This window comes from Pseudomonas sp. IT-93MI4 (assembly GCF_949767635.1).
Lineage (GTDB): Bacteria > Pseudomonadota > Gammaproteobacteria > Pseudomonadales > Pseudomonadaceae > Aquipseudomonas > Aquipseudomonas putida_A.
Window position 1 is genome coordinate 51,325 of record NZ_CATKPP010000001.1, and the last position, 20,300, is coordinate 71,624.

Annotated in this window: 13 protein-coding genes; 7 read left to right on the forward strand and 6 right to left on the reverse strand. The window is 61.2% G+C overall.

The features are described 5' to 3' along the window. Positions 1–72: 72 nt before the first annotated feature. Positions 73–1,533: a D-alanyl-D-alanine carboxypeptidase/D-alanyl-D-alanine-endopeptidase gene (dacB, locus tag ACM6I7_RS00200; RefSeq protein WP_139055672.1), complete on the reverse strand. Its 1,461-nt coding sequence runs from the start codon at positions 1,531–1,533 to the stop codon at positions 73–75. A gap of 235 nt (positions 1,534–1,768) precedes the next feature. Here dacB and ACM6I7_RS00205 point away from each other — a divergent pair, with 235 nt between their 5' ends. Next, positions 1,769–2,113, forward strand: coding sequence for a YggL family protein (locus ACM6I7_RS00205; protein ID WP_003223308.1), 345 nt, complete (start codon positions 1,769–1,771; stop codon positions 2,111–2,113). 37 nt (positions 2,114–2,150) lie between these two features. Here ACM6I7_RS00205 and ACM6I7_RS00210 read toward each other — a convergent pair whose 3' ends face one another. Continuing rightward, on the reverse strand, positions 2,151–3,347 hold the full coding sequence (locus ACM6I7_RS00210; protein WP_097087620.1) for a benzoate/H(+) symporter BenE family transporter: 1,197 nt from the start codon (positions 3,345–3,347) through the stop codon (positions 2,151–2,153). A gap of 360 nt (positions 3,348–3,707) precedes the next feature. On the opposite strand from ACM6I7_RS00210, the gene ACM6I7_RS00215 reads away from it, so the two are divergent. Beyond that, positions 3,708–4,472: a GntR family transcriptional regulator gene (locus tag ACM6I7_RS00215; RefSeq protein ID WP_027613276.1), complete on the forward strand. Its 765-nt coding sequence runs from the start codon at positions 3,708–3,710 to the stop codon at positions 4,470–4,472. A gap of 184 nt (positions 4,473–4,656) precedes the next feature. Here ACM6I7_RS00215 and guaD read toward each other — a convergent pair whose 3' ends face one another. The 4 genes from guaD to xdhA all read right to left on the reverse strand — a co-directional run bounded on the left by guaD (position 4,657) and on the right by xdhA (position 10,797). Beyond that, on the reverse strand, positions 4,657–5,961 hold the full coding sequence (gene guaD, locus ACM6I7_RS00220) for a guanine deaminase (RefSeq protein ID WP_123533139.1): 1,305 nt from the start codon (positions 5,959–5,961) through the stop codon (positions 4,657–4,659). Positions 5,962–5,974: 13 nt separating this feature from the next. Further along, complete coding sequence (xdhC, locus tag ACM6I7_RS00225; RefSeq protein ID WP_095138654.1) at positions 5,975–6,832, reverse strand: xanthine dehydrogenase accessory protein XdhC; 858 nt, start codon at positions 6,830–6,832, stop codon at positions 5,975–5,977. A 118-nt stretch (positions 6,833–6,950) separates the two neighbouring features. After that, on the reverse strand, positions 6,951–9,350 hold the full coding sequence (gene xdhB, locus ACM6I7_RS00230; RefSeq protein ID WP_097087625.1) for a xanthine dehydrogenase molybdopterin binding subunit: 2,400 nt from the start codon (positions 9,348–9,350) through the stop codon (positions 6,951–6,953). Further along, complete coding sequence (gene xdhA / locus ACM6I7_RS00235; protein ID WP_414887732.1) at positions 9,343–10,797, reverse strand: xanthine dehydrogenase small subunit; 1,455 nt, start codon at positions 10,795–10,797, stop codon at positions 9,343–9,345. Before xdhA ends, xdhB begins: the two co-directional genes overlap by 8 nt. A 267-nt stretch (positions 10,798–11,064) precedes the next feature. Here xdhA and ACM6I7_RS00240 point away from each other — a divergent pair, with 267 nt between their 5' ends. The 5 genes from ACM6I7_RS00240 to ACM6I7_RS00260 all read left to right on the forward strand — a co-directional run bounded on the left by ACM6I7_RS00240 (position 11,065) and on the right by ACM6I7_RS00260 (position 20,201). Continuing rightward, positions 11,065–11,724: a GntR family transcriptional regulator gene (locus ACM6I7_RS00240; RefSeq protein ID WP_007961062.1), complete on the forward strand. Its 660-nt coding sequence runs from the start codon at positions 11,065–11,067 to the stop codon at positions 11,722–11,724. A gap of 2 nt (positions 11,725–11,726) precedes the next feature. After that, positions 11,727–15,215 (forward strand): chromosome segregation protein SMC, encoded by a 3,489-nt coding sequence (gene smc, locus ACM6I7_RS00245; RefSeq protein WP_414887733.1) that lies wholly within the window; start codon positions 11,727–11,729, stop codon positions 15,213–15,215. Positions 15,216–15,474: 259 nt separating this feature from the next. Continuing rightward, positions 15,475–16,338: a cell division protein ZipA gene (gene zipA, locus ACM6I7_RS00250; RefSeq protein ID WP_096797077.1), complete on the forward strand. Its 864-nt coding sequence runs from the start codon at positions 15,475–15,477 to the stop codon at positions 16,336–16,338. 86 nt (positions 16,339–16,424) lie between these two features. Then, positions 16,425–18,782, forward strand: a complete 2,358-nt coding sequence (gene ligA, locus ACM6I7_RS00255; protein ID WP_414887734.1) for an NAD-dependent DNA ligase LigA — start codon at positions 16,425–16,427, stop codon at positions 18,780–18,782. A gap of 252 nt (positions 18,783–19,034) precedes the next feature. Beyond that, positions 19,035–20,201: a putative zinc-binding metallopeptidase gene (locus ACM6I7_RS00260; RefSeq protein WP_027613268.1), complete on the forward strand. Its 1,167-nt coding sequence runs from the start codon at positions 19,035–19,037 to the stop codon at positions 20,199–20,201. Positions 20,202–20,300 lie beyond the last annotated feature (99 nt).

The following is a 20,300-nucleotide window of genomic DNA, read 5'->3' on the forward strand; positions in this document are numbered from 1 at the left end:
ATCCAGCAAAAATACTGACTGATCTGACGCCTTCGCGAGCAAGCCCGCTCCCACATTAGAGCGGCTGTGTTTTTACAGGGCTGAAGCCGTCTGCGGCAGGCGCGGCTGCTTGTACAGATCCAGCAGCACCTGATCCAGCACCGACGACGCGCCGAACGGGGCCTTGTCGTTGAGGATCGCCACCACCGCCCAGGTATTGCCGTTGACGTCGCGGCTGAAGCCGGCGATGGCGCGCACGGTGTTCAGGGTGCCGGTCTTGACGTGGGCCTCGCCGCGCATCGCGGTGGTCTTCAGGCGTTTGCGCATGGTGCCGTCGGTGCCGGCAATCGGCAGCGAGCTGATGTACTCGGCGGCGTACGGGCTGTGCCAGGCGGCTTGCAGCATGTTGGCCATTTCGCGGGCGCTGACGCGTTCGGCGCGCGACAGCCCGGAGCCGTTCTCCATCACCAGGTGCGGCGCGGTGATGCCTTTCTTCGCCAGCCACTGACGAACTACTCGTTGCGCGGCCTTGGCGTCGTCACCGTCGGCTTCATTGCGATACTTCTGACCGAGGCTCAGGAACAGCTGCTGGGCCATGGTGTTGTTACTGTATTTGTTGATGTCGCGGATGATTTCCGCCAGATCTGGCGAGTAGGCGCGGGCCAGCAGCTTGGCGCTGCTCGGGGTCGCGGCGAGGCGATCCTTGCCCTGAATGCTGCCGCCCAGTTCTTTCCAGATCGCACGCACGGCGCCAGCGGTGTAGGTCGCGTGGTCGAGCAGCGACAGATAAGTCTGCGAGCTGCAGCCTTCGCCCAGCTGACCGGCGACAGTCACGGTCACGCTGCCATCAGCCTGGGTCACCGGGTTGTAGCGCACGCCACCGGTGCACTGCTTGGAGTTGAGCGCCTTGACCGTGTTTTCGATGCGCACGCTGGCAATCGGTGGCTCCACCGAGATCAACACCCGGCCCCCGTCATTGCGCGCGACGAAGCGCAGGGCCTTGAGGTTGACCAGCAGCGAGTCCGGTTTGACCAGGAACGGCTTGTTCTCGTCATTGCCGTCGTCGTTGAACTCGGGCAGTTGCGGCTGGATGAAGAAGCTGCGGTCGAGGATCAGATCGCCGGTGACCTGGGTCACGCCGTTGGCGCGCAGGTCGCGCATCAACAGCCAGAGTTTTTCCATGTTCAGCTTCGGATCGCCGCCACCCTTGAGGTACAGGTTGCCGTTGAGAATGCCGCCACTGAGGTCGCCGTCGGTGTAGAACTCGGTTTTCCACTGATGGTTGGGGCCGAGCATTTCCAGCGAGGCGTAGGTGGTGACCAGTTTCATGGTCGAAGCCGGGTTGACCGAGACGTCGGCGTTGTAAACGGTCGGATTGCCCGGGCCGTCGAGCGGAATCATCACCAGCGACAGCGCAGTCGGCTGCAGCTTGCTGGCCTTGAGGGCTTTTTCGACGTTAGGGGTGAGGGCGGTGTTGATGGTGGCGGCGGCAACCGGCAGGGCCAGGGGCAGAAGAAGGCCGGCAAGAAACAGAGGACGCAACGATTTGATCATATGAAATAAAACCCTGCAGAAGAGGGGAAAAATAACGAGGGCATGGATGAAAAAGCCCTCAGTGGTCATGAAAGTGTCGGCATTATGCCCCAAGGTGTAACAGCTTGTGCCTTGCCCGAGGCGGCCATTTCGTTATTTTTTTTACAGGCGGTCGACCACCGCGCCCAGAGAGTCGGGCAATTGACCGCTTAAACTGGTAAAGTGCCGGCCGTTATTACTTAAGAGGATTGTTCCAATGGCGACTAACCGTTCCCAGCGTCTGCGCAAAAAACTGTGCGTTGATGAATTCCAAGAGCTGGGTTTCGAACTGAACCTGGACTTCAAAGAAGACTTGTCCGAAGAAGCCATTGACGCTTTCCTCGAAGCATTCATCAAAGAAGCCATGGAAGCCAACGGTCTGGGTTATGTTGGCGGCGATGACTTCGGTCTGGTTTGCCTGCAGAAGCGTGGCTCGGTCAACGAAGAGCAGCGCGCTGCCGTTGAAGCCTGGCTGAAAAACCGTAGCGAACTGACCGGCATGACCGTCAGCCCGCTGCTGGACGTCTGGTATCCGGAAAAGCCGATCAACGCGGCCAAGTGATACTGAAAAAAACGGCGACCTGAGGGTCGCCGTTTTTTTATGCCTGGGCTTTGCGCCAATTCAAAATCAGTAACGTCAAAACCCCCGCGACAATCCCCCAGAACGCCGAGCCGATGGAAAACAGCGTCAACCCCGACGCCGTGACCATAAAGGTGATCAGCGCCGCCTCGCGTTCCTTCACTTCGGTCATGGCAATGCTCAGGCCGTTGATGATCGAACCGAACAGCGCCAGCGCGGCAATCGACAGCACCAGTTCTTTTGGCAACGCGGCAAACAGCGCCGCCAACGTAGCGCCGAATACGCCGGCAATCCCGTAGAAAATCCCGCACCAGACCGCGGCGGTGTAGCGTTTGTTGCGATCTTCATGGGCGTGCGGCCCGGTGCAGATGGCTGCGCTGATGGCCGCGAGGTTGATGCCGTGGGAGCCGAATGGCGCCAGCAACAGCGAGGCGATGCCGGTGCTGGTGATCAGTGGCGAGGCGGGCACGTTGTAGCCGTCGGCGCGCAGTACGGCGATGCCGGGCATGTTCTGCGAAGTCATCGCCACCACGAACAACGGAATGCCGATGCTGATGGTTGCGGCCAGCGAGAAGTGCGGCGTGGTCCAGACTGGCGTCGCCAGTTCCAGGTGGAAACCGCTGAAATCCAGCAGCCCCATGAAACCTGACAGCGCAGTGCCGATCAGTAGCGCAGCCAGTACCGCGTAACGCGGCGACAGGCGTTTGACCAGCAGATAAGTGAAGAACATCCCCAGCACCAGCCCGGTGCGGTGTTGCGCGGCGACGAAGATTTCGCTGCCGATCTTGAACAGAATCCCCGCCAGCAACGCTGCCGCCAGCGACGCCGGGATCTTCTTCACCAAGCGTTCGAAGCTGCCGGTCAGGCCGCAAATCGTCACCAGCACCGCGCAGGTAATGTAGGCGCCAATGGCCTCGCCGTAGCTGACGCCACCGAGGCTGGTGATCAGCAGGGCTGCACCCGGTGTCGACCAGGCGATGGTGATTGGCGTGCGATAGCGCAGCGACAGGCCGATCGAGCACACCGCCATACCGATCGAGATCGCCCAGATCCACGAGGAAATCTGCCCGCTGCTCAAACCCGCCGCTTGCCCGGCCTGGAACATCAGCACCAGCGAACTGGTGTAGCCGGTCATCATTGCGATGAAACCGGCAACGATCGCCGAAGGCGAAGTGTCGGCGAGTGGGCGCAGGCGGGTGTAAGTGGCGTCGTTCATGACGGCGGTGTTCCTTATACAGATGAAGATCCCCGCAATTACCCTGAATCCCTGTGGGAGCGGGCTTGCTCGCGAAAGCGCTGGGTCAGTAAAAGCAGATGTGGTCTGACACACCGCTTTCGCGAGCAAGCCCGCTCCCACAGGGGGATTTGTGTTCTGGCTGCGGATTCTGCGATCAAGCCTAAACTCAAACCTGACGGATCGTTGCAATACAGCCGTGGTCACAAACAGCCGTACAGTCGTGTTGCCACCATTCATTGTGTACAATCGCGCTGTTTTTTACGCGATACTTGCCAGCGACCTACTGTGCCGTATTACAGTCACGGTCTATTCGCCGCAGTTCTCCCGACTCGAGTGCCCATGAACGAACAGTTGCAACCCCTCAAGAAACAACCGCGAGCAGGCAAAGCCGGCCGCAGCGGAACCCAGGACGATATTGTCTACGCACATATCTTCGAGGCCATCCTCGAACAGCGTCTGGCGCCCGGTACAAAATTGAGCGAAGAAGCGCTGGGGGAAATCTTCGGGGTCAGCCGCACCATCATTCGCCGCGCGCTGTCGCGTCTGGCCCATGAAGGCGTGGTCCTGTTGCGGCCGAATCGTGGCGCCGTTGTCGCCAGCCCGAGCGTTGAAGAAGCGCGTCAAGTGTTCATGGCCCGCCGTCTGGTGGAGCGCGCGATCACCGAGCTGGCCGTGCAGCACGCCACCGCCGAGCAGATCGCCGAACTGCGACAGATGGTCAACGACGAGCGCGACAGCTTCTCCCGCGGCGATCGTGGTGCCGGTATCCGTCTGTCGGGCGAATTCCATCTGAAACTAGCCGAAGCGGCGAAGAACGCACCACTGATCAGCTTCCAGCGCAGTCTGGTCTCGCAGACCTCGCTGATCATCGCCCAGTACGAAAGCGGCAACCGCTCGCATTGCTCCTACGACGAGCACACCCAGTTGATCGACGCCATCGAAGCGCGCAACGGTGAGCTGGCGGTGGACCTGATGATGCATCACATGGATCACATCGACAGCAAGCTCAACCTCGATGAGGAAAGTGCGTCGGATGATCTGCATGCGGTGTTCTCGCATTTGTTGCAGACCAAAAAAACTGGGCGCCCGGCGGCCAAGCTTTGAGCTGACACCGAGTCGCGGCCTTCGCGAGCAGGCTCGCTCCCACATTGGATCTTCAGTGAACTCAAGATTTGTGGGTGACTGATATCCCCTGTGGGAGCGAGCCTGCTCGCGAATACGGTCTGATAGGCAACAAAAATCCCACGGGGCTAACACCGCCGGGGGATTTTTTATGCCTTGAAAAAACTCAGCGCTGATGCACCAAAGCCCCCGCCGCATAAGTCTGCTGCACCGTGCGGTCATCGCCCAGGGTCATCAGCACAAACAACGTTTCGGCAATGTTGTTGGCCTGTTTCAGGCGATAGCTGAGCAGTGGCGTGGCGTTGTAGTCCAGCACCAGGAAGTCCGCATCGGAGCCCGGCTGCAGGTTGCCGATCTTGTCTTCCAGGCGCAGTGCCCGCGCACCGCCCAGCGTCGCCAGATACAGCGACTTGAACGGACTCAGCCGCGCGCCTTGCAACTGCATGACTTTGTAGGCTTCGTTCAGGGTTTGCAGCAGCGAGAAACTGGTGCCGCCGCCGACGTCTGTGCCCAGACCGACGTTGAGCTTGTGCTTCTCGGCCATCGGCAGGTTGAACAGGCCGCTGCCGAGGAAGAAGTTCGAGGTCGGACAGAACGAGATCGCCGAGCCGGTTTCCGCCAGTCGCGCACATTCGTCGTCGCACAGGTGCACGCCGTGGGCGAACACCGAGCGTTCGCCGAGCAACTTGTAGTGATCGTAAACGTCGAGGTAACCCTTGCGCTCCGGGAACAGTTCCTTGACCCACTCGATTTCCTTGAGGTTTTCGCTGATGTGGGTCTGCATGTACAGATCCGGGTATTCGGTCAACAGTTGGCCGGCGAGGGTCAGTTGCTCCGGGGTGCTGGTAGGAGCGAAACGCGGGGTGACCGCGTAGTGCAGGCGGCCCTTGCCGTGCCAGCGTTCGATCAGCGCCTTGCTCTCGACGTAGCTGGATTCGGCGGTGTCGGTCAGGTAGTCCGGCGCGTTGCGGTCCATCATCACCTTGCCGGCGATCATCCGCAGGTCGAGCTTCTCGGCGGCTTCGAAGAACGAATTCACCGACTGCGGGTGCACGCTGCCGAACACCAGCGCGGTGGTGGTGCCATTGCGCAGCAGTTCCTTGATGAAGATATCGGCCACGTCGTCGGCGTGGGCCTTGTCACCGAACTGGCTTTCGCACGGGAAGGTGTAGGTGTTGAGCCAGTCCAGCAGTTGCTCGCCGTAGGCCCCGACCATGCCGGTTTGCGGCAGGTGGATGTGGGTGTCGATGAAGCCCGGGGTGATCAGCGCGTCCTGATAGTGGGTGATCTCGATGTCCGCCGGCAGGGTCGGCAGCAATTCACTGGCGTGGCCGAGGGCGCTGATCTTGCCGCCATCGACCACCAGCAGGCCGTCCTCGAAATATTCGTAGGAGGCTTCGATCCCGACTTCGGCGGGGTCGGCGATGCTGTGCAGGATGGCGGCGCGGTAGGCTTTGCGAGTCAGAGGCATGAGGGTTCTCTAATCAGTTTGAGGCTTTGAGTTTGGCGGCCTGACTGCGCCGCGAAACCGGCAGCAGTCTGGCAATCGGTTCGGCGCTGGCGCTGTGCTGGCCGAAATTGGCGTTATAGGTGGCGATGATTTCGCCGGCGATGGAGATGGCGATTTCCACAGGCAGTTTGCCTTTGACGTCGCCAATGCCCATCGGGCAGCGCATGCGTTGCACGACGCCGCTGTCGAAGCCGCGATCACGTAGGCGATGTTCGAACTTGGCCCGTTTGGTCTTGGAGCCGATCAGGCCGAAGTAGGCAAAGTCGTTGCGCTTGAGGATCGCGGCAGTGAGTTCCAGGTCGAGTTGATGGTTGTGGGTCATGACGATGCAGTAGCTGCCGGCGGGCAGGTCGTCAATTTCATCCACAGGCTCTTCGGCGACGATTTTACGCACGCCATGGGGGATCTGTTCGGGGAATTCCTCTTCCCGCGAATCGATCCAGCGCACCCGGCACGGCAGGCTGGCGAGCAACGGCACCAACGCGCGGCCGACATGCCCGGCGCCGAACACCGCGATCTGCGCCTGCACCTGGCCCATCGGTTCGAACAGCAACACGGTGGCGCCACCGCAGCACTGGCCGAGGCTGGCGCCGAGGCTGAAGCGCTCCAGATGGGTGTCCTGCTTGCCGCTGGCGAGCATCTCGCGGGCGATCTGCATGGCTTTGTATTCCAGATGCCCGCCACCGATGGTGTCGAAGGTCTGTTTCGCGCTGACGACCATTTTCGAGCCGGCATTGCGCGGAGTCGAGCCGAGTTCTTCGATGATCGTCACCAGAACACAGGGTTCGCCCTGGTTCTGCAGGTCGGCGAGGGCGTCGATCCAGTTGTACATGTTCACCTCGACATCTGTCGTTGTCTGTTCGGGCCTCTTCGCGAGCAAGCCCGCTCCCACATTTGGAATGCATTCTCCCTGTGGGAGCGAGCCTGCTCGCGAAGGTCGCACCTCGGTCCTAGAGCGGAGCCAACTCGGTTTCAGCTTCGACCGCTTTCACAGTCTTGAGCTGGCGCATCTGCTCACAGCCCCACAACACCCGCTCCGGGGTCGCCGGCGCATCGATCTGCGGTTGATGCTTGTAATCACCGAGGCTCGCCACCGCGTCCTTGATCGCGCACCACGCGGCAATCCCGAGCATGAACGGCGGCTCACCCACAGCCTTGGAATGGAACACCGTGTCTTCCGGGTTCTTGCGGTTCTCCACCAGCTTCACCCGCAGGTCCAGCGGCATGTCCGCCACGGCCGGGATCTTGTAGCTGGCCGGGCCGTTGGTCATCAGCTTGCCCTTGTTGTTCCAGACCAGCTCCTCCATGGTCAGCCAGCCCATGCCCTGGACGAAACCGCCCTCGACCTGACCGATGTCGATCGCCGGGTTCAGCGAGGCGCCGACGTCGTGGAGGATGTCGGTACGGAGCATCTTGTACTCGCCGGTCAGGGTGTCGACGATCACTTCGCAGCACGCCGCGCCGAAGGCGAAGTAGTAAAACGGCCGACCACGGGCCTGGCTGCGGTCGTAGTAGATTTTCGGGGTCTTGTAGAAGCCGGTGCTCGACAGCGAGACCTGATTGAAATACGCCAGTTGAATCAGCGCCTCGAAGGTCATGATGTGGTCACGCACGCGCACATGGCCGTTGTGGAATTCCACGTCTTCTTCGCTGACCTTGTAGTGCCGCGCGGCGAATTCCACCAGACGCTGCTTGATGATCTCGGCGGCGTTCTGCGCGGCCTTGCCGTTGAGGTCAGCGCCGCTGGAGGCCGCAGTCGGCGAGGTGTTCGGCACTTTGTCGGTGTTGGTCGCGGTGATCTGCACCCGATCCATTTCCACCTGGAACACTTCGGCCACCACCTGCGCGACTTTGGTGTTGAGACCCTGGCCCATTTCCGTGCCGCCGTGGTTCAGGTGGATGCTGCCGTCGGTGTAGACGTGGATCAGCGCGCCGGCCTGATTGAGGAAACTGGCGGTGAAGGAAATGCCGAACTTCACCGGGGTCAGCGCCAGGCCTTTTTTCAGGATCGGGCTGTTGGCGTTGTAGCGACGGATCGCTTCGCGGCGCTCGGCGTACTGGCTGCTTTCTTCCAGTTCGGCGGTCATCTCTTCGAGCATGTTGTGCTCGACGGTCTGGTAGTAGTGGGTGACGTTGCGCTCGGTCTTGCCGTAGTAGTTGGCCTTGCGCACGGCCAGCGGATCGAGGTTGAGGTGACGGGCAATCGCGTCCATCACTTCTTCGATGGCGACCATCCCTTGCGGGCCGCCGAAACCACGGTAGGCAGTGTTCGACGCGGTGTTGGTCTTGCAGCGGTGACCATTGATGGTCGCGTCCCCAAGGTAGTACGAGTTGTCCGAGTGGAACATCGCCCGGTCAACGATCGACGCCGACAGGTCCGGCGAACAGCCGCAGTTGCCGGCCAGGTCCATATTGATCCCGTGCAGGCGCCCGGTGCTGTCGAAGCCGACGTCGTACTCGACATAGAACGGGTGGCGCTTGCCGGTCATCAGCATGTCTTCGACCCGTGGCAGACGCATCTTGGTCGGCTGGCCGGTGAGGTGCGCGATCACCGCGCACAGGCACGCCGGGCTGGCGGCCTGGGTTTCCTTGCCGCCGAAACCACCGCCCATGCGGCGCATGTCGACGACGATCTTGTTCATCGACACGTCGAGCACTTCGGCCACCAGCTTCTGCACTTCGGTGGGGTTCTGCGTCGAGCAGTAGACGATCATGCCGCCGTCTTCGGTGGGCATCACCGAGGAGATCTGCGTCTCCAGATAAAAGTGTTCCTGGCCGCCGATGTGCAGCGTGCCCTGAATGCGGTGTTCAGCCGTCGCCAATGCCGAGGCCGAATCGCCGCGCTGATGGGTGTGGCTGTCGAGCACGAAGTGGCGTTTGCGCAAGGCTTCGACCACGTCCAGCACCGGCTCGAGATCTTCGTATTCGATGATCGCCGCCATCGCCGCTTTGCGTGCGGTTTCCAGGTCTTTCGCGGCCACGGCCAGCACCGGTTGCCCGACGAACTGCACGTCATCGATGGCCAGCAGCGGATCGCCCGGCAGCAACGGGCCGATGTCTTTGAGGCCCGGCACGTCTTCGTGGGTGATCGCAATGCGCACGCCTTCGAAGGCGTAGCAGGGCTTGGTGTCGATGCTGATGATTTTCGCGTGGGCGCGGTCCGACAGCCGTGCGTAAACGTGCAGTTGATTGGGAAATTCCAGACGATCATCGATGTACTGCGCTTCACCGGACACATGCTTGGCGGCGCTGTCGTGCTTGACGCTGCGGCCGACACCGGTGGTCAGGTCCCTGGCGAACAGTTCCGCCAGTTCGGCTTGAGTCTTCTCTACGGCGTGATGGTTAGACATAAGCGGTCACCCGAGTCTCGATGTGCGGTGTTTGCAGTTCGATGAAGTATTTGCGCAGCAGGTTCTGCGCGCTGAGCAGGCGATATTCCTTGCTGGCGCGGAAGTCCGAGAGCGGCGTGAAGTCTTCGGCCAGCGCAGCGCAGGCGCGTTCGATCACAGCGTTGTTGAACGGCTGGCCGAGCAGCACGGCTTCGCAATGGGCGGCGCGTTTCGGAATCGCGGCCATGCCGCCGAACGCCATGCGCGCGTCGGTGATCACGCCGTTTTCCACGCGCAGATTGAATGCGGCGCAGACGGCGGAGATGTCATCGTCCAGACGCTTGGAGACCTTGTAGGCGCGGAAACGCTGTTCGGCGGTGGCGCGCGGGACGATGATTTTCTCGATGAACTCGCTTTCCTGACGGGCGGTGACCTTGTAGTCGATGAAGTAATCTTCCAGGTTCAGCGTGCGCCGGGTTTCGCCTTTGCACAGCACCACTTGCGCGCCGAGGGCGATCAGCAGCGGTGGCGAGTCACCGATCGGCGAGGCGTTGCCGATGTTGCCGCCGAGGGTGCCCTGGTTGCGGATCTGCAGCGAGGCGAAGCGGTGCAGCAGTTCGCCGAAGTCCGGGTATTCGGCGGTCAGCGCTTCATAGCAGTCGGAGAGGGCGGTGGCGGCACCGATTTCGATGCGCTCGTCGAAGGTTTCGATGCGCTTCATTTCGGCGACGTTGCCGACGTAGATCATCACCGGCAGGGTGCGATGGAACTGGGTGACTTCCAGCGCCAGATCGGTGCCGCCGGCCAGCAGCCGCGCTTGTGGGTAAGCGTCATACAGATCGGCCAGATCGGCGACGGTCAGCGGCACCAGGCAACGCTTGTCGCCACTGTTGAGTTCACCGATATCGGTCGGGGCGATGGCTTTGAGGCGGGCGATGGTCTCGGCTTCGCGGGCGTCGAACTGGTCCGGTTGCTTGCCACAGCAGGATTGCTCGGCGGCGGCGAGGATCGGCCGGTAGCCGGTGCAGCGGCAGAGGTTGCCGGCCAGCGCTTCGTGCGCCTTGGCCTGATCCGGTGCATCGCTGTTCTTTTGCAGCGCGAACAGCGACATGACGAAGCCGGGGGTGCAGAAGCCGCACTGCGAGCCGTGGCACTCGACCATGGCTTTCTGCACGCTGTGCAGTTCGCCCTGGTGCTTGAGGTCTTCGACGCTGATCAGTTGTTTGCCATGCAGCGACGACACAAAGGTCAGGCACGAGTTGAGGCTGCGATAGCGAATGTGTTCGCGGCCGGCGTCATCCGTTTGCAACTCGCCGACCACCACGGTGCAGGCGCCACAGTCGCCGCTGGCGCAGCCTTCTTTGGTGCCGGACTTGCCCACGTGTTCGCGCAGGTAATTGAGCACGGTCAGATTCGGGTCCAGGGCGTGCTCGCTACGGAGTTCCTGGTTAAGTAAAAACTGGATCACGGAAGGCCTCGCAGACTCATTATTGTTGTTAACCGACTTCAACCGAATTTAGCAGGTCTGACTTTTCGGTCAATGGTTTTCTGACTTAAAGGTCAGGAAAAGCGGTTTTGTCGATTAACCTGTGCTCTATTGAGTATTGACCCTGAGTGGATCCACTGCTTTTTTGCTTGAATCGTGCCAAAAAGCGCCGTGCGGGCACTCCGCCATGCACCTGCATTTGCGCTACACTGCGCCGCTTGTGCAGATCGAAGAGTTTGAAGGACAACCATGACGTTCAAGGCGCCGGACAGCCTCGCCGAGCAAATCGCTCACCACCTCGCCGAACGCATCATTCGCGGCGAAATGAAGCCGGGAGAGCGCATTCAGGAACAGAAGGTCACGCTGGCCCTCAATGTCAGCCGCGGATCGGTCCGCGAAGCCCTGCTGATCCTCGAACGCCGCCACCTGATCGCGATCCTGCCGCGACGTGGCGCCCATGTCACCGAACTCACCGCGCACAAGGTGCAGAGCCTGTGCACGCTGATGAGCGAGCTGTACATCCTGCTCGGCAATGCGGTCGCCAATGGCTGGCAGACCCAGGCCGACATGGCGCCGTTCGTGCAGATCCAGCAGCGCCTGACCGCCAGCTACGAGCGTCAGGACATCCGCACTTTCGTCGACGACAGCTTCGCCGTGATGCGCGCTGCGTACCCGTTTGCCAACAACCCGTACCTGCAAGAGACCGTCGAGAACCTGCAGCCGGCCATGAGCCGTGCGTATTTCCTCGCCCTCGAACAGCGCAAGGCCGAAATGAGCGAGTTCCTCGAACTGTTCGAACGCCTGCTGGCCGCTGTGCTCGCCCGTGATTTGCCGCAGATCCGCATCGTGCTGACGGCTTACGCCCAGCGCAGCTGCGATCTGGTGGTCTCCGCCCTGACGGTTGCCTGAGCGTGCGGCTGAAGTGCATCAAACTGGCGGGGTTCAAGTCCTTCGTCGACCCGACCACGGTGAACTTCCCCAGTAACATGGCGGCGGTCGTCGGGCCGAACGGTTGCGGCAAGTCGAACATCATCGACGCCGTACGCTGGGTGATGGGCGAGAGTTCGGCGAAGAACCTGCGTGGCGAGTCGATGACCGACGTCATCTTCAACGGCTCGACCAGCCGCAAACCGGTGAGCCAGGCGAGCATCGAACTGGTGTTCGACAACTCCGACGGCACCCTGGTCGGCGAGTACGCGGCTTACGCCGAGATCTCCATTCGCCGCAAAGTCACCCGCGACAGCCAGAACAGCTATTTCCTCAACGGCGCCAAGTGCCGTCGTCGCGACATTACCGACATCTTCCTCGGCACCGGCCTCGGCCCGCGCAGCTACTCGATCATCGAGCAGGGGATGATCTCCAAGCTGATCGAAGCCAAACCGGAAGACCTGCGCAACTTCATCGAAGAAGCGGCAGGCATCTCCAAGTACAAGGAGCGTCGGCGCGAAACCGAAAACCGCATCCGCCGCACCCACGAAAACCTTGCGCGTCTGACCGACCTGCGTGAAGAGCTTGAGCGTCAGCTCGAACGTTTGCACCGGCAGGCCGAGTCCGCCAAGAAGTATCAGGAATACAAGAGCGAAGAGCGCCAGCTCAAGGCGCAACTGTCGGCCCTGCGCTGGCAGGATCTGAACGATCAGGTCGGCCAGCGCGAGTCGATCATCGGCACCCAGGAAGTCAGTTTCGAAGCGCTGGTCGCCGAGCAGCGCAATGCCGATGCGGCCATCGAGCGGCTGCGCGACGGGCACCATGAACTGTCCGAGCGCTTCAATCTGGTGCAGGGGCGCTTCTATTCGGTCGGCGGCGACATTGCCCGGGTCGAGCAGAGCATCCAGCACGGCCAGCAGCGCTTGCGCCAGTTGCAGGACGATCTGAAAGAAGCCGAGCGCGCGCGTCTGGAAACCGAATCGCACTTGGGCCACGACCGCACGCTGCTGCTGACCCTTGGCGAAGAGCTGGACATGCTCATTCCCGAGCAGGAAGTCACCAGCGCCGCCGCCGAAGAAGCCGCCGCTGCGCTGGAAGATTCCGAAAGCGTCATGCACGGCTGGCAGGAGCAGTGGGACACCTTCAACCTTACCGCCGCCGAACCCCGGCGTCAGGCCGAAGTGCAGCAGTCGCGGATCCAGCAGCTGGAAACCAGCATGGAGCGTCTGGCCGATCGGCAAAAGCGTCTCGCCGAAGAGCGCGATCTGCTTTCCGCCGACCCGGAAGACGCGGCGATCATGGCGCTCAACGAGCAGCTCGCCGAATCCGAAGCGACCCTCGAAGATTTGCAGACCAGCGAAGAAGCGCAGGTCGAAAAACTTGAACAACTGCGTCAGGAATTGCAGCAGGCACTGACCGCGCAGCAGCAGGCGCAAGGCGATTTGCAGCGCCTCAACGGGCGACTGGCGTCGCTGGAAGCCTTGCAGCAAGCCGCGCTCGACCCGGGCACCGGCACCGCCGAATGGCTGAAGGAACACCACCTCGCCGAACGGCCGCGTCTCGCCGAAGGCTTGAAGGTCGAGGCTGGTTGGGAGCTGGCGGTGGAAACCGTGCTCGGCGCCGATCTGCAAGCGGTGCTGGTCGACGATTTCAGCGGCTTCGATCTGTCCGGGTTCACTCAAGGTGATCTGCGCCTGCTCAGCCCCGCCAGCGATGGTGTGCGGGTAGCGGGCAGTCTGCTGGACAAGGTCGAGGCACAGATCGATCTGTCGCCGTGGCTCGGCCAGGTCAAACCGGTCGACAGCCTTGAACAGGCGTTGGCCCTGCGCGGCCAGTTGAGTGCCGGGCAGAGCCTGATCAGTCGCGACGGTTACTGGGTTGGCCGACACTTCCTGCGGGTGCGTCGCGCCAGTGAGGCCGAGAGCGGCATGCTCGCCCGTGGCCAGGAAATCGAGACGCTGCAGGTCGAACGCGAAGAGCGCGAAGCCACGGTCGAAGCCATGGAAACCCGTCTGCAAACCCTGCGGGCGCAACAGCGGCAGCAGGAAAACGGTCGTGAGCATTTGCGTCGTTTGCTGCAGGACGAAGCCCGTTCTCAGGGTGAATTGAAGGCTCAACTGTCCGCCGGCAAAGCCAAGGCCGAACAGCTGACGCTGCGCCGCACCCGACTCGATGAGGAGCTGATCGAACTCGGCGAGCAGCGCGAACTGGAACACGAACAGATCGGCGAAGCGCGCATGCAATTGCAGGAAGCGCTCGACGCCATGGCGCTGGATACCGAGCAGCGCGAATTGCTGCTGGCTCAGCGTGACAGCCTGCGCGAACGCCTTGATCGCGTGCGCCAGGAAGCCCGTCAGCACAAGGATCACGCCCATCAACTGGCGGTGCGTCTCGGCTCGTTGCGCGCGCAGCACGATTCCACGCGTCAGGCGTTGGAACGTCTGGAGATGCAGGCCGAGCGCCTGACCGAAAAACGTGAGCAGTTGAGTCTGAATCTGGAGGAGGGCGAGGCACCGCTGGAAGAGCTGCGCCTGAAACTCGAAGAGCTGCTCGACAAACGCATGACCGTCGACGAAGAACTGAAGACTGCGCAGATTGCGCTGGAAGACGCCGACCGCGAACTGCGCGAGGCGGAAAAGCGCCGCACCCAGGCCGAGCAGCAATCGCAACTGATCCGTGGCCAGCTCGAACAACAGCGCATGGAATGGCAAGCGCTGACCGTGCGGCGCAAGGCGTTGCAGGATCAATTGCTCGAAGACGGCTACGATCTCAATGGCGTGCTCGCGACGTTGACCCCCGAGGCCAGTGAACGCGCCGCCGAAGAAGAACTCGAACGGATCAATGCGCGGATTCAGCGCCTGGGTGCGATCAACCTCGCGGCCATCGACGAATACACGCAACAATCCGAGCGTAAACGTTATCTGGATGCGCAGGACGCCGATCTGGTCGAAGCACTGGAGACCCTGGAAAACGTCATTCGCAAGATCGACAAGGAAACCCGTAACCGCTTCAAAGATACCTTTGATCAGATCAATGGCGGTTTACAGGCGCTTTTCCCGAAAGTTTTCGGTGGTGGCAGCGCGTATTTGGAACTGACGGGCGAAGATCTACTCGATACAGGGGTGACGATCATGGCGCGGCCGCCAGGAAAGAAGAACAGCACCATCCATTTGCTCTCTGGCGGGGAAAAAGCCCTGACCGCACTGGCACTGGTTTTTGCGATCTTCAAATTGAATCCGGCGCCGTTCTGCATGCTCGATGAAGTTGACGCGCCACTGGATGACGCTAACGTTGGACGCTACGCACGATTGGTTAAAGAAATGTCGCAGACCGTGCAGTTCATCTATATCACCCACAACAAGATCGCCATGGAAATGGCCGATCAACTGATGGGCGTGACGATGCACGAGCCGGGTTGTTCGCGACTGGTTGCAGTGGATGTCGAGGAGGCGATGGCGATGGTGGACGCCTGAGTCAGCGTGGTGTCGGAAGGGTATGAGTAGTCTGTAGGACTTTTTTACCGACTTCGACTTGCTGGCCAATCGACATATTCGCGCAAGCCAATGTGACAGACGGTGTAAAGTTGTCTTTGGTCGTGCTAGTTTAATGTCAATTTTTCGTATACGTGGGCAAAACGCCTGTCAGAACATAGAGTTGGCGCCACGTTTTAAAGCGGTTTGCACAATGTAAACCCCTTATTTTTCAGCATTTTTTATAGAGGCACGGGATTACATGGAAATCGGTCTGCGCGAGTGGCTGATCGTCATCGGCATCATTGTGATAGCCGGTATTCTTTTCGATGGCTGGCGCCGTATGCGCGGCGGCAAGGGAAAACTGAAATTCCGTCTTGACCGAAGTCTGTCCAACCTGCCGGACGAGGACACCAGCGCCGAGCTGTTGGGCCCGGCCCGCGTACTGGATACGCACAAAGAGCCGCAACTGGACGAACACGATCTGCCGTCGGTGAGCATGCCGGCCCGCGAAGCACGCGAGCCTCGCGAATCCGCTTCGAAACGTGGCAAGCGCGGCAGCAATGGTCCGGCCCAGGGCGACCTGAACCTCGATCTGGATCTGGACGGCGGCCCGAGCTTCAGCAGCCGTGATGATGACTTCGTCGACGACAGCAAGCCTGCGCCAGCCGTGGCCGACAAGGATCAGCCGCAAGCCGAAGAAGTCCTGGTGATCAGCGTGATCTGCCGCGACGCCGCCGGCTTCAAAGGCCCGGCGCTGTTGCAGAACATCCTGGAAAGCGGTCTACGTTTTGGCGAGATGGATATTTTCCACCGCCACGAAAGCATGGCCGGCAACGGTGAAGTGCTGTTCTCCATGGCCAATGCGGTCAAGCCGGGTATCTTCGATCTGGACGACATCGACCATTTCAGCACCCCGGCGGTGAGCTTCTTCCTCGGCCTGCCAGGCCCGCGTCATCCGAAGCAGGCCTTCGACGTGATGGTGGCGGCAGCGCGCAAGCTGTCCCAAGAGCTGAACGGCGAGCTGAAAGACGACCAGCGCAGCGTGCTGACCGCGCAAACCATCGAGCATTACCGTCAGCGCATCGTCGAATTCGAACGCCGCGCCCTGACCCAGAAGCGTTGATTGAAAGGTTGCCTCGCGATAATGAGGCAATCGGCAAAATAGATTGAGCAGCCTCGGCTGCTCTTTTGCTTTATGAGAGAACACCCATGACCGCCGCCAAAAACCGCATTCTAGAGCTGCGCGCTGAACTCGATCAGCACAACTACCGTTACCACGTCCTCGACGAGCCGAGCATTCCGGACGCCGAGTACGACCGGTTGTTCCACGAGCTCAAGGCGCTGGAAGCGGCCAATCCGGAATTGATCACCAGTGACTCGCCTACCCAGCGTGTCGGCAGTGTAGCGCTGACCGCGTTCACCCAGGTGCGTCACGAAGTACCGATGCTCAGCCTCGGCAACGCCTTCGAAGAAAACGACATGCGCGAGTTCGACCGTCGGGTGACCGAGGGTCTGGATCTGCCGGCCGGCGATCTGTTCGGTGGCGGTGCGGCGGTGGAATACAGCTGCGAGCCGAAACTCGATGGCCTGGCGGTCAGCCTGCTGTATCAGGACGGCGTGCTGGTGCGCGGCGCCACCCGTGGCGATGGCACCACCGGTGAGGACATCAGCGTCAACGTGCGCACCGTGCGCAACATTCCGTTGAAGCTGCATGGCACAGGCTGGCCGGCGACTCTGGAAGTGCGTGGGGAAGTGTTCATGTCCAAGGCCGGTTTCGAGCGCCTCAACGCCTCGCAACTGGAAGTCGGCGGCAAGACCTTCGCCAACCCGCGCAACGCCGCTGCCGGCAGCCTGCGTCAGCTGGATTCGAAGATCACCGCCAACCGCCCGCTGGAATTCTGCTGCTACGGTATCGGTCAGGTCTCCCACGATATTTCCGACACCCATATCGGCAACCTCAAGCAATTGCAGAAGTGGGGCATGCCGATCAGCCACGAGCTGAAGCTGGCCAAAGGCATCGGCGAGTGCCTGGATTACTACCGCGACATGGGTGAGCGACGTAACTCGCTGACTTATGAAATCGACGGCGTGGTGTTCAAGGTCAACAGCATCGCCGATCAGCGTGAGCTGGGCTTCCGTGCCCGCGAACCGCGCTGGGCGATTGCGCACAAATTCCCGGCCATGGAAGAGCTCACCGAACTGCTCGACGTGGAATTCCAGGTCGGCCGTACCGGCGCCGTCACTCCGGTGGCACGACTGAAACCGGTCAAGGTCGCCGGCGTCACCGTCGCCAACGCCACCCTGCACAACATGGATGAAGTGGCGCGCCTGGGCCTGATGATCGGTGACACGGTGATCATCCGTCGCGCCGGTGACGTGATCCCGCAGGTGGTGCAAGTGGTCACCGAACGTCGCCCGGAGAATGCCCGTCCTGTAGCGATTCCAGAGAATTGCCCGGTCTGCGGCTCCCATGTCGAGCGCACGCAACTGGTCAAGCGCAGCAAAGGTAAGGAAACCATCAGCGAAGGCGCGGTGTACCGCTGCGTTGGCCGTCTGGCCTGTGGCGCGCAACTGAAGCAGGCGATCATTCACTTCGTCTCGCGCCGGGCGATGGACATTGAAGGCCTTGGCGACAAGAGCGTCGAGCAACTGGTCGACGAAGGTCTGGTCAGTTCGCCGGCCGATCTGTATGCGCTGAAGTTCGACGACATTGTCGATCTGGAAGGCTTCGCCGAGGTCTCCAGCAACAAGCTGTTGGCGGCGATTGAAGACAGCAAGCAACCGGGGCTGGCACGGTTCATTTATGCGCTGGGCATTCCCGATGTCGGCGAGGAGACGGCCAAGGTGTTGGCGCGCTCGCTCGGTTCGCTGGAGCGCGTGCAGCAGGCGTTGCCGCAAGTGCTGACCTACCTGCCGGACATCGGCCTGGAAGTGGCCCACGAGATTCACAGCTTCTTCGAGGATGCACACAACCAGCAGGTGATCACCGAGTTGTTGGGGCATGGCCTGCAGATTCAGGATCAGGGTGAACTCGGCGCCGAATTTGCCGCCAGCACCACCCTCGGTGGTCTGCTCGACAAGCTGCACATTCCCTTTGTCGGCCCGGGCGGCGCGCAGAAACTGGCGGACAGGTTCGGTTCGCTGGAGGCGGTGATGAATGCCGACTGGCTGGACATGCGTCAGGCGCTGCCGGAGAAGCAGGCCAATTCGGTGCGCGAGTTTTTTGCTGTGCCCGAGCATCGGCAGATCGCCGAGGCCGCCGAGAAACAGCTGCGGGATTTCGGCATGCACTGGCTGAGCGAGAAGAAAGTCGTTGAGGGCCTGCCGCTGTCCGGCGAAACCTGGGTGCTGACCGGCAAGGTCGAGTTGATGAGCCGCGATGTGGCCAAAGAACACCTGGAGAGCCTCGGCGCCAAGGTCGCCGGCTCGGTATCGGCGAAAACTCATTGCGTGGTTGCAGGGCCGGGTGCTGGCTCGAAGCTGACCAAGGCCAATGAGCTGGGGGTGAAGGTGATGGATGAAGAGGCGTTTATCGCGTTCCTCAAAACCCATGGCATTTCTGCCTGATAGGGCTCAAACCTGTAGTGAGGGGATTTATCCCCGACCGGCTGCGCAGCAGTCGTAAAGCCTGAGCACACAGTTTGTCTGATTCAACTGAGTGGTAGGGTTCTGGGGCTGCTTCGCAACCCATCGGGGCGGTGCGACGTTTCGCTAAATCCCCTCACCACAAGGGTGGTATCGGCCAATAGCCGTGGAGTATTCGGAACGATGTCGGCTCGGCAATGATCTAGTCTTGGCAAGCCCCAGGGAGAGATCGCCATGTACCGCTTTTTCGAGCAGCTCAGTTCTCGCATTGTCGCGCCGTTCATGGGCGAATCTTCACGCAACAGCAAAATCTGGCCGTGCCGCTGCGGCCAGTCGTTGTTCTTTCGCAACAGTCAGTGTCTGGCTTGCAGCGCCATGTTGGGCTATCAGCCTGAAGAAAGTCGCCTGACCTCGTTGCAGCCCGGCCCGCAGGACGGCAGTTGGACACTCGATGCCGATCCCGACGCCGGATTGTTTCGTCGCTGCGCCAACCTCGACACGCCCGCCGCGTGCAACTGGCTGCTGCCGGATAACGGCCACGACAGCCTGTGCATCGCCTGCAGCCTCAACCGCACCATCCCCGACCTCTCAGTGCCGGAAAACCCCGAACGCTGGCGCAAAGTCGAAATCGCCAAGCGCCGGCTGGTGGCGCAACTGATCACCCTCGGCCTGCCGGTCATCCCGAAAACCGTGGATGAGGCCACCGGTCTGGCCTTCGACTTCATCGGCGTCGACCTCGAAGGCAACGCGCCAATGACCGGCCACGCCAACGGTCTGATCACCCTCGATATCAAAGAAGCCGACGACGCCCATCGCGAGCAGGTGCGGGCGGCAATGCATGAACCCTATCGCACGCTGCTCGGGCATTTCCGGCATGAGGTCGGGCATTATTATTGGGATCGTCTGATCGCCAATGGGCCGTGGCTTGAACCTTTCCGCAACCTGTTCGGCGACGAGCGCGCCAGTTACGCCGAAGCGCTCGACCGTCACTACCAGCAAGGCGCACCGCTGGACTGGCCGCAACACTACGTCAGCGCCTACGCGACCATGCACCCATGGGAAGATTGGGCCGAAACCTGGGCGCATTACCTGCACATGATGGATGCGGTGGATACCGCGCTGGGTTTCGGCATGAGCGCGCGGGAAATGGACTTCGACTACCAGCCGTTCCCGTCCAGCACGCTGTACGACCCGGAGCACCCCGGCGGCGCGGCGTTCCTGTCGTTCGTCAATGCGTGGATCGAACTGGCGGGCATGCTCAACGAGCTGTCACGCAGTATGGGCCAGCCGGATTTCTACCCGTTCGTGCTGCCGGCGGCGGCGATTGCCAAGTTGCACTTCATCCATCTGGTGATCCAGCAGGCGGGCGGCAAGGCGGACGAGGTGTTGCAGGCGCAATAGCAAGTGCTTGAAGCCCTTCATATTTTTAATCTGAAACCAACGGTTGTAACTTCGCTTCAGATAGGTACAATGGCGCGGCTCGCCGACAGGTGAGTGTCG

Coding starts and splice junctions, on each gene's coding strand:
- ligA (WP_414887734.1), top strand. CDS start 16,425: ATGACCGCCGCCAAAAACCGCATTCTAGAGCTGCGCGCTGAACTCGAT.
- zipA (WP_096797077.1), top strand. CDS start 15,475: ATGGAAATCGGTCTGCGCGAGTGGCTGATCGTCATCGGCATCATTGTG.
- ACM6I7_RS00260 (WP_027613268.1), top strand. CDS start 19,035: ATGTACCGCTTTTTCGAGCAGCTCAGTTCTCGCATTGTCGCGCCGTTC.
- ACM6I7_RS00215 (WP_027613276.1), top strand. CDS start 3,708: ATGAACGAACAGTTGCAACCCCTCAAGAAACAACCGCGAGCAGGCAAA.
- ACM6I7_RS00240 (WP_007961062.1), top strand. CDS start 11,065: ATGACGTTCAAGGCGCCGGACAGCCTCGCCGAGCAAATCGCTCACCAC.
- xdhB (WP_097087625.1), bottom strand. CDS start 9,350: ATGTCTAACCATCACGCCGTAGAGAAGACTCAAGCCGAACTGGCGGAA.
- xdhC (WP_095138654.1), bottom strand. CDS start 6,832: ATGTACAACTGGATCGACGCCCTCGCCGACCTGCAGAACCAGGGCGAA.
- guaD (WP_123533139.1), bottom strand. CDS start 5,961: ATGCCTCTGACTCGCAAAGCCTACCGCGCCGCCATCCTGCACAGCATC.
- dacB (WP_139055672.1), bottom strand. CDS start 1,533: ATGATCAAATCGTTGCGTCCTCTGTTTCTTGCCGGCCTTCTTCTGCCC.
- ACM6I7_RS00205 (WP_003223308.1), top strand. CDS start 1,769: ATGGCGACTAACCGTTCCCAGCGTCTGCGCAAAAAACTGTGCGTTGAT.
- ACM6I7_RS00210 (WP_097087620.1), bottom strand. CDS start 3,347: ATGAACGACGCCACTTACACCCGCCTGCGCCCACTCGCCGACACTTCG.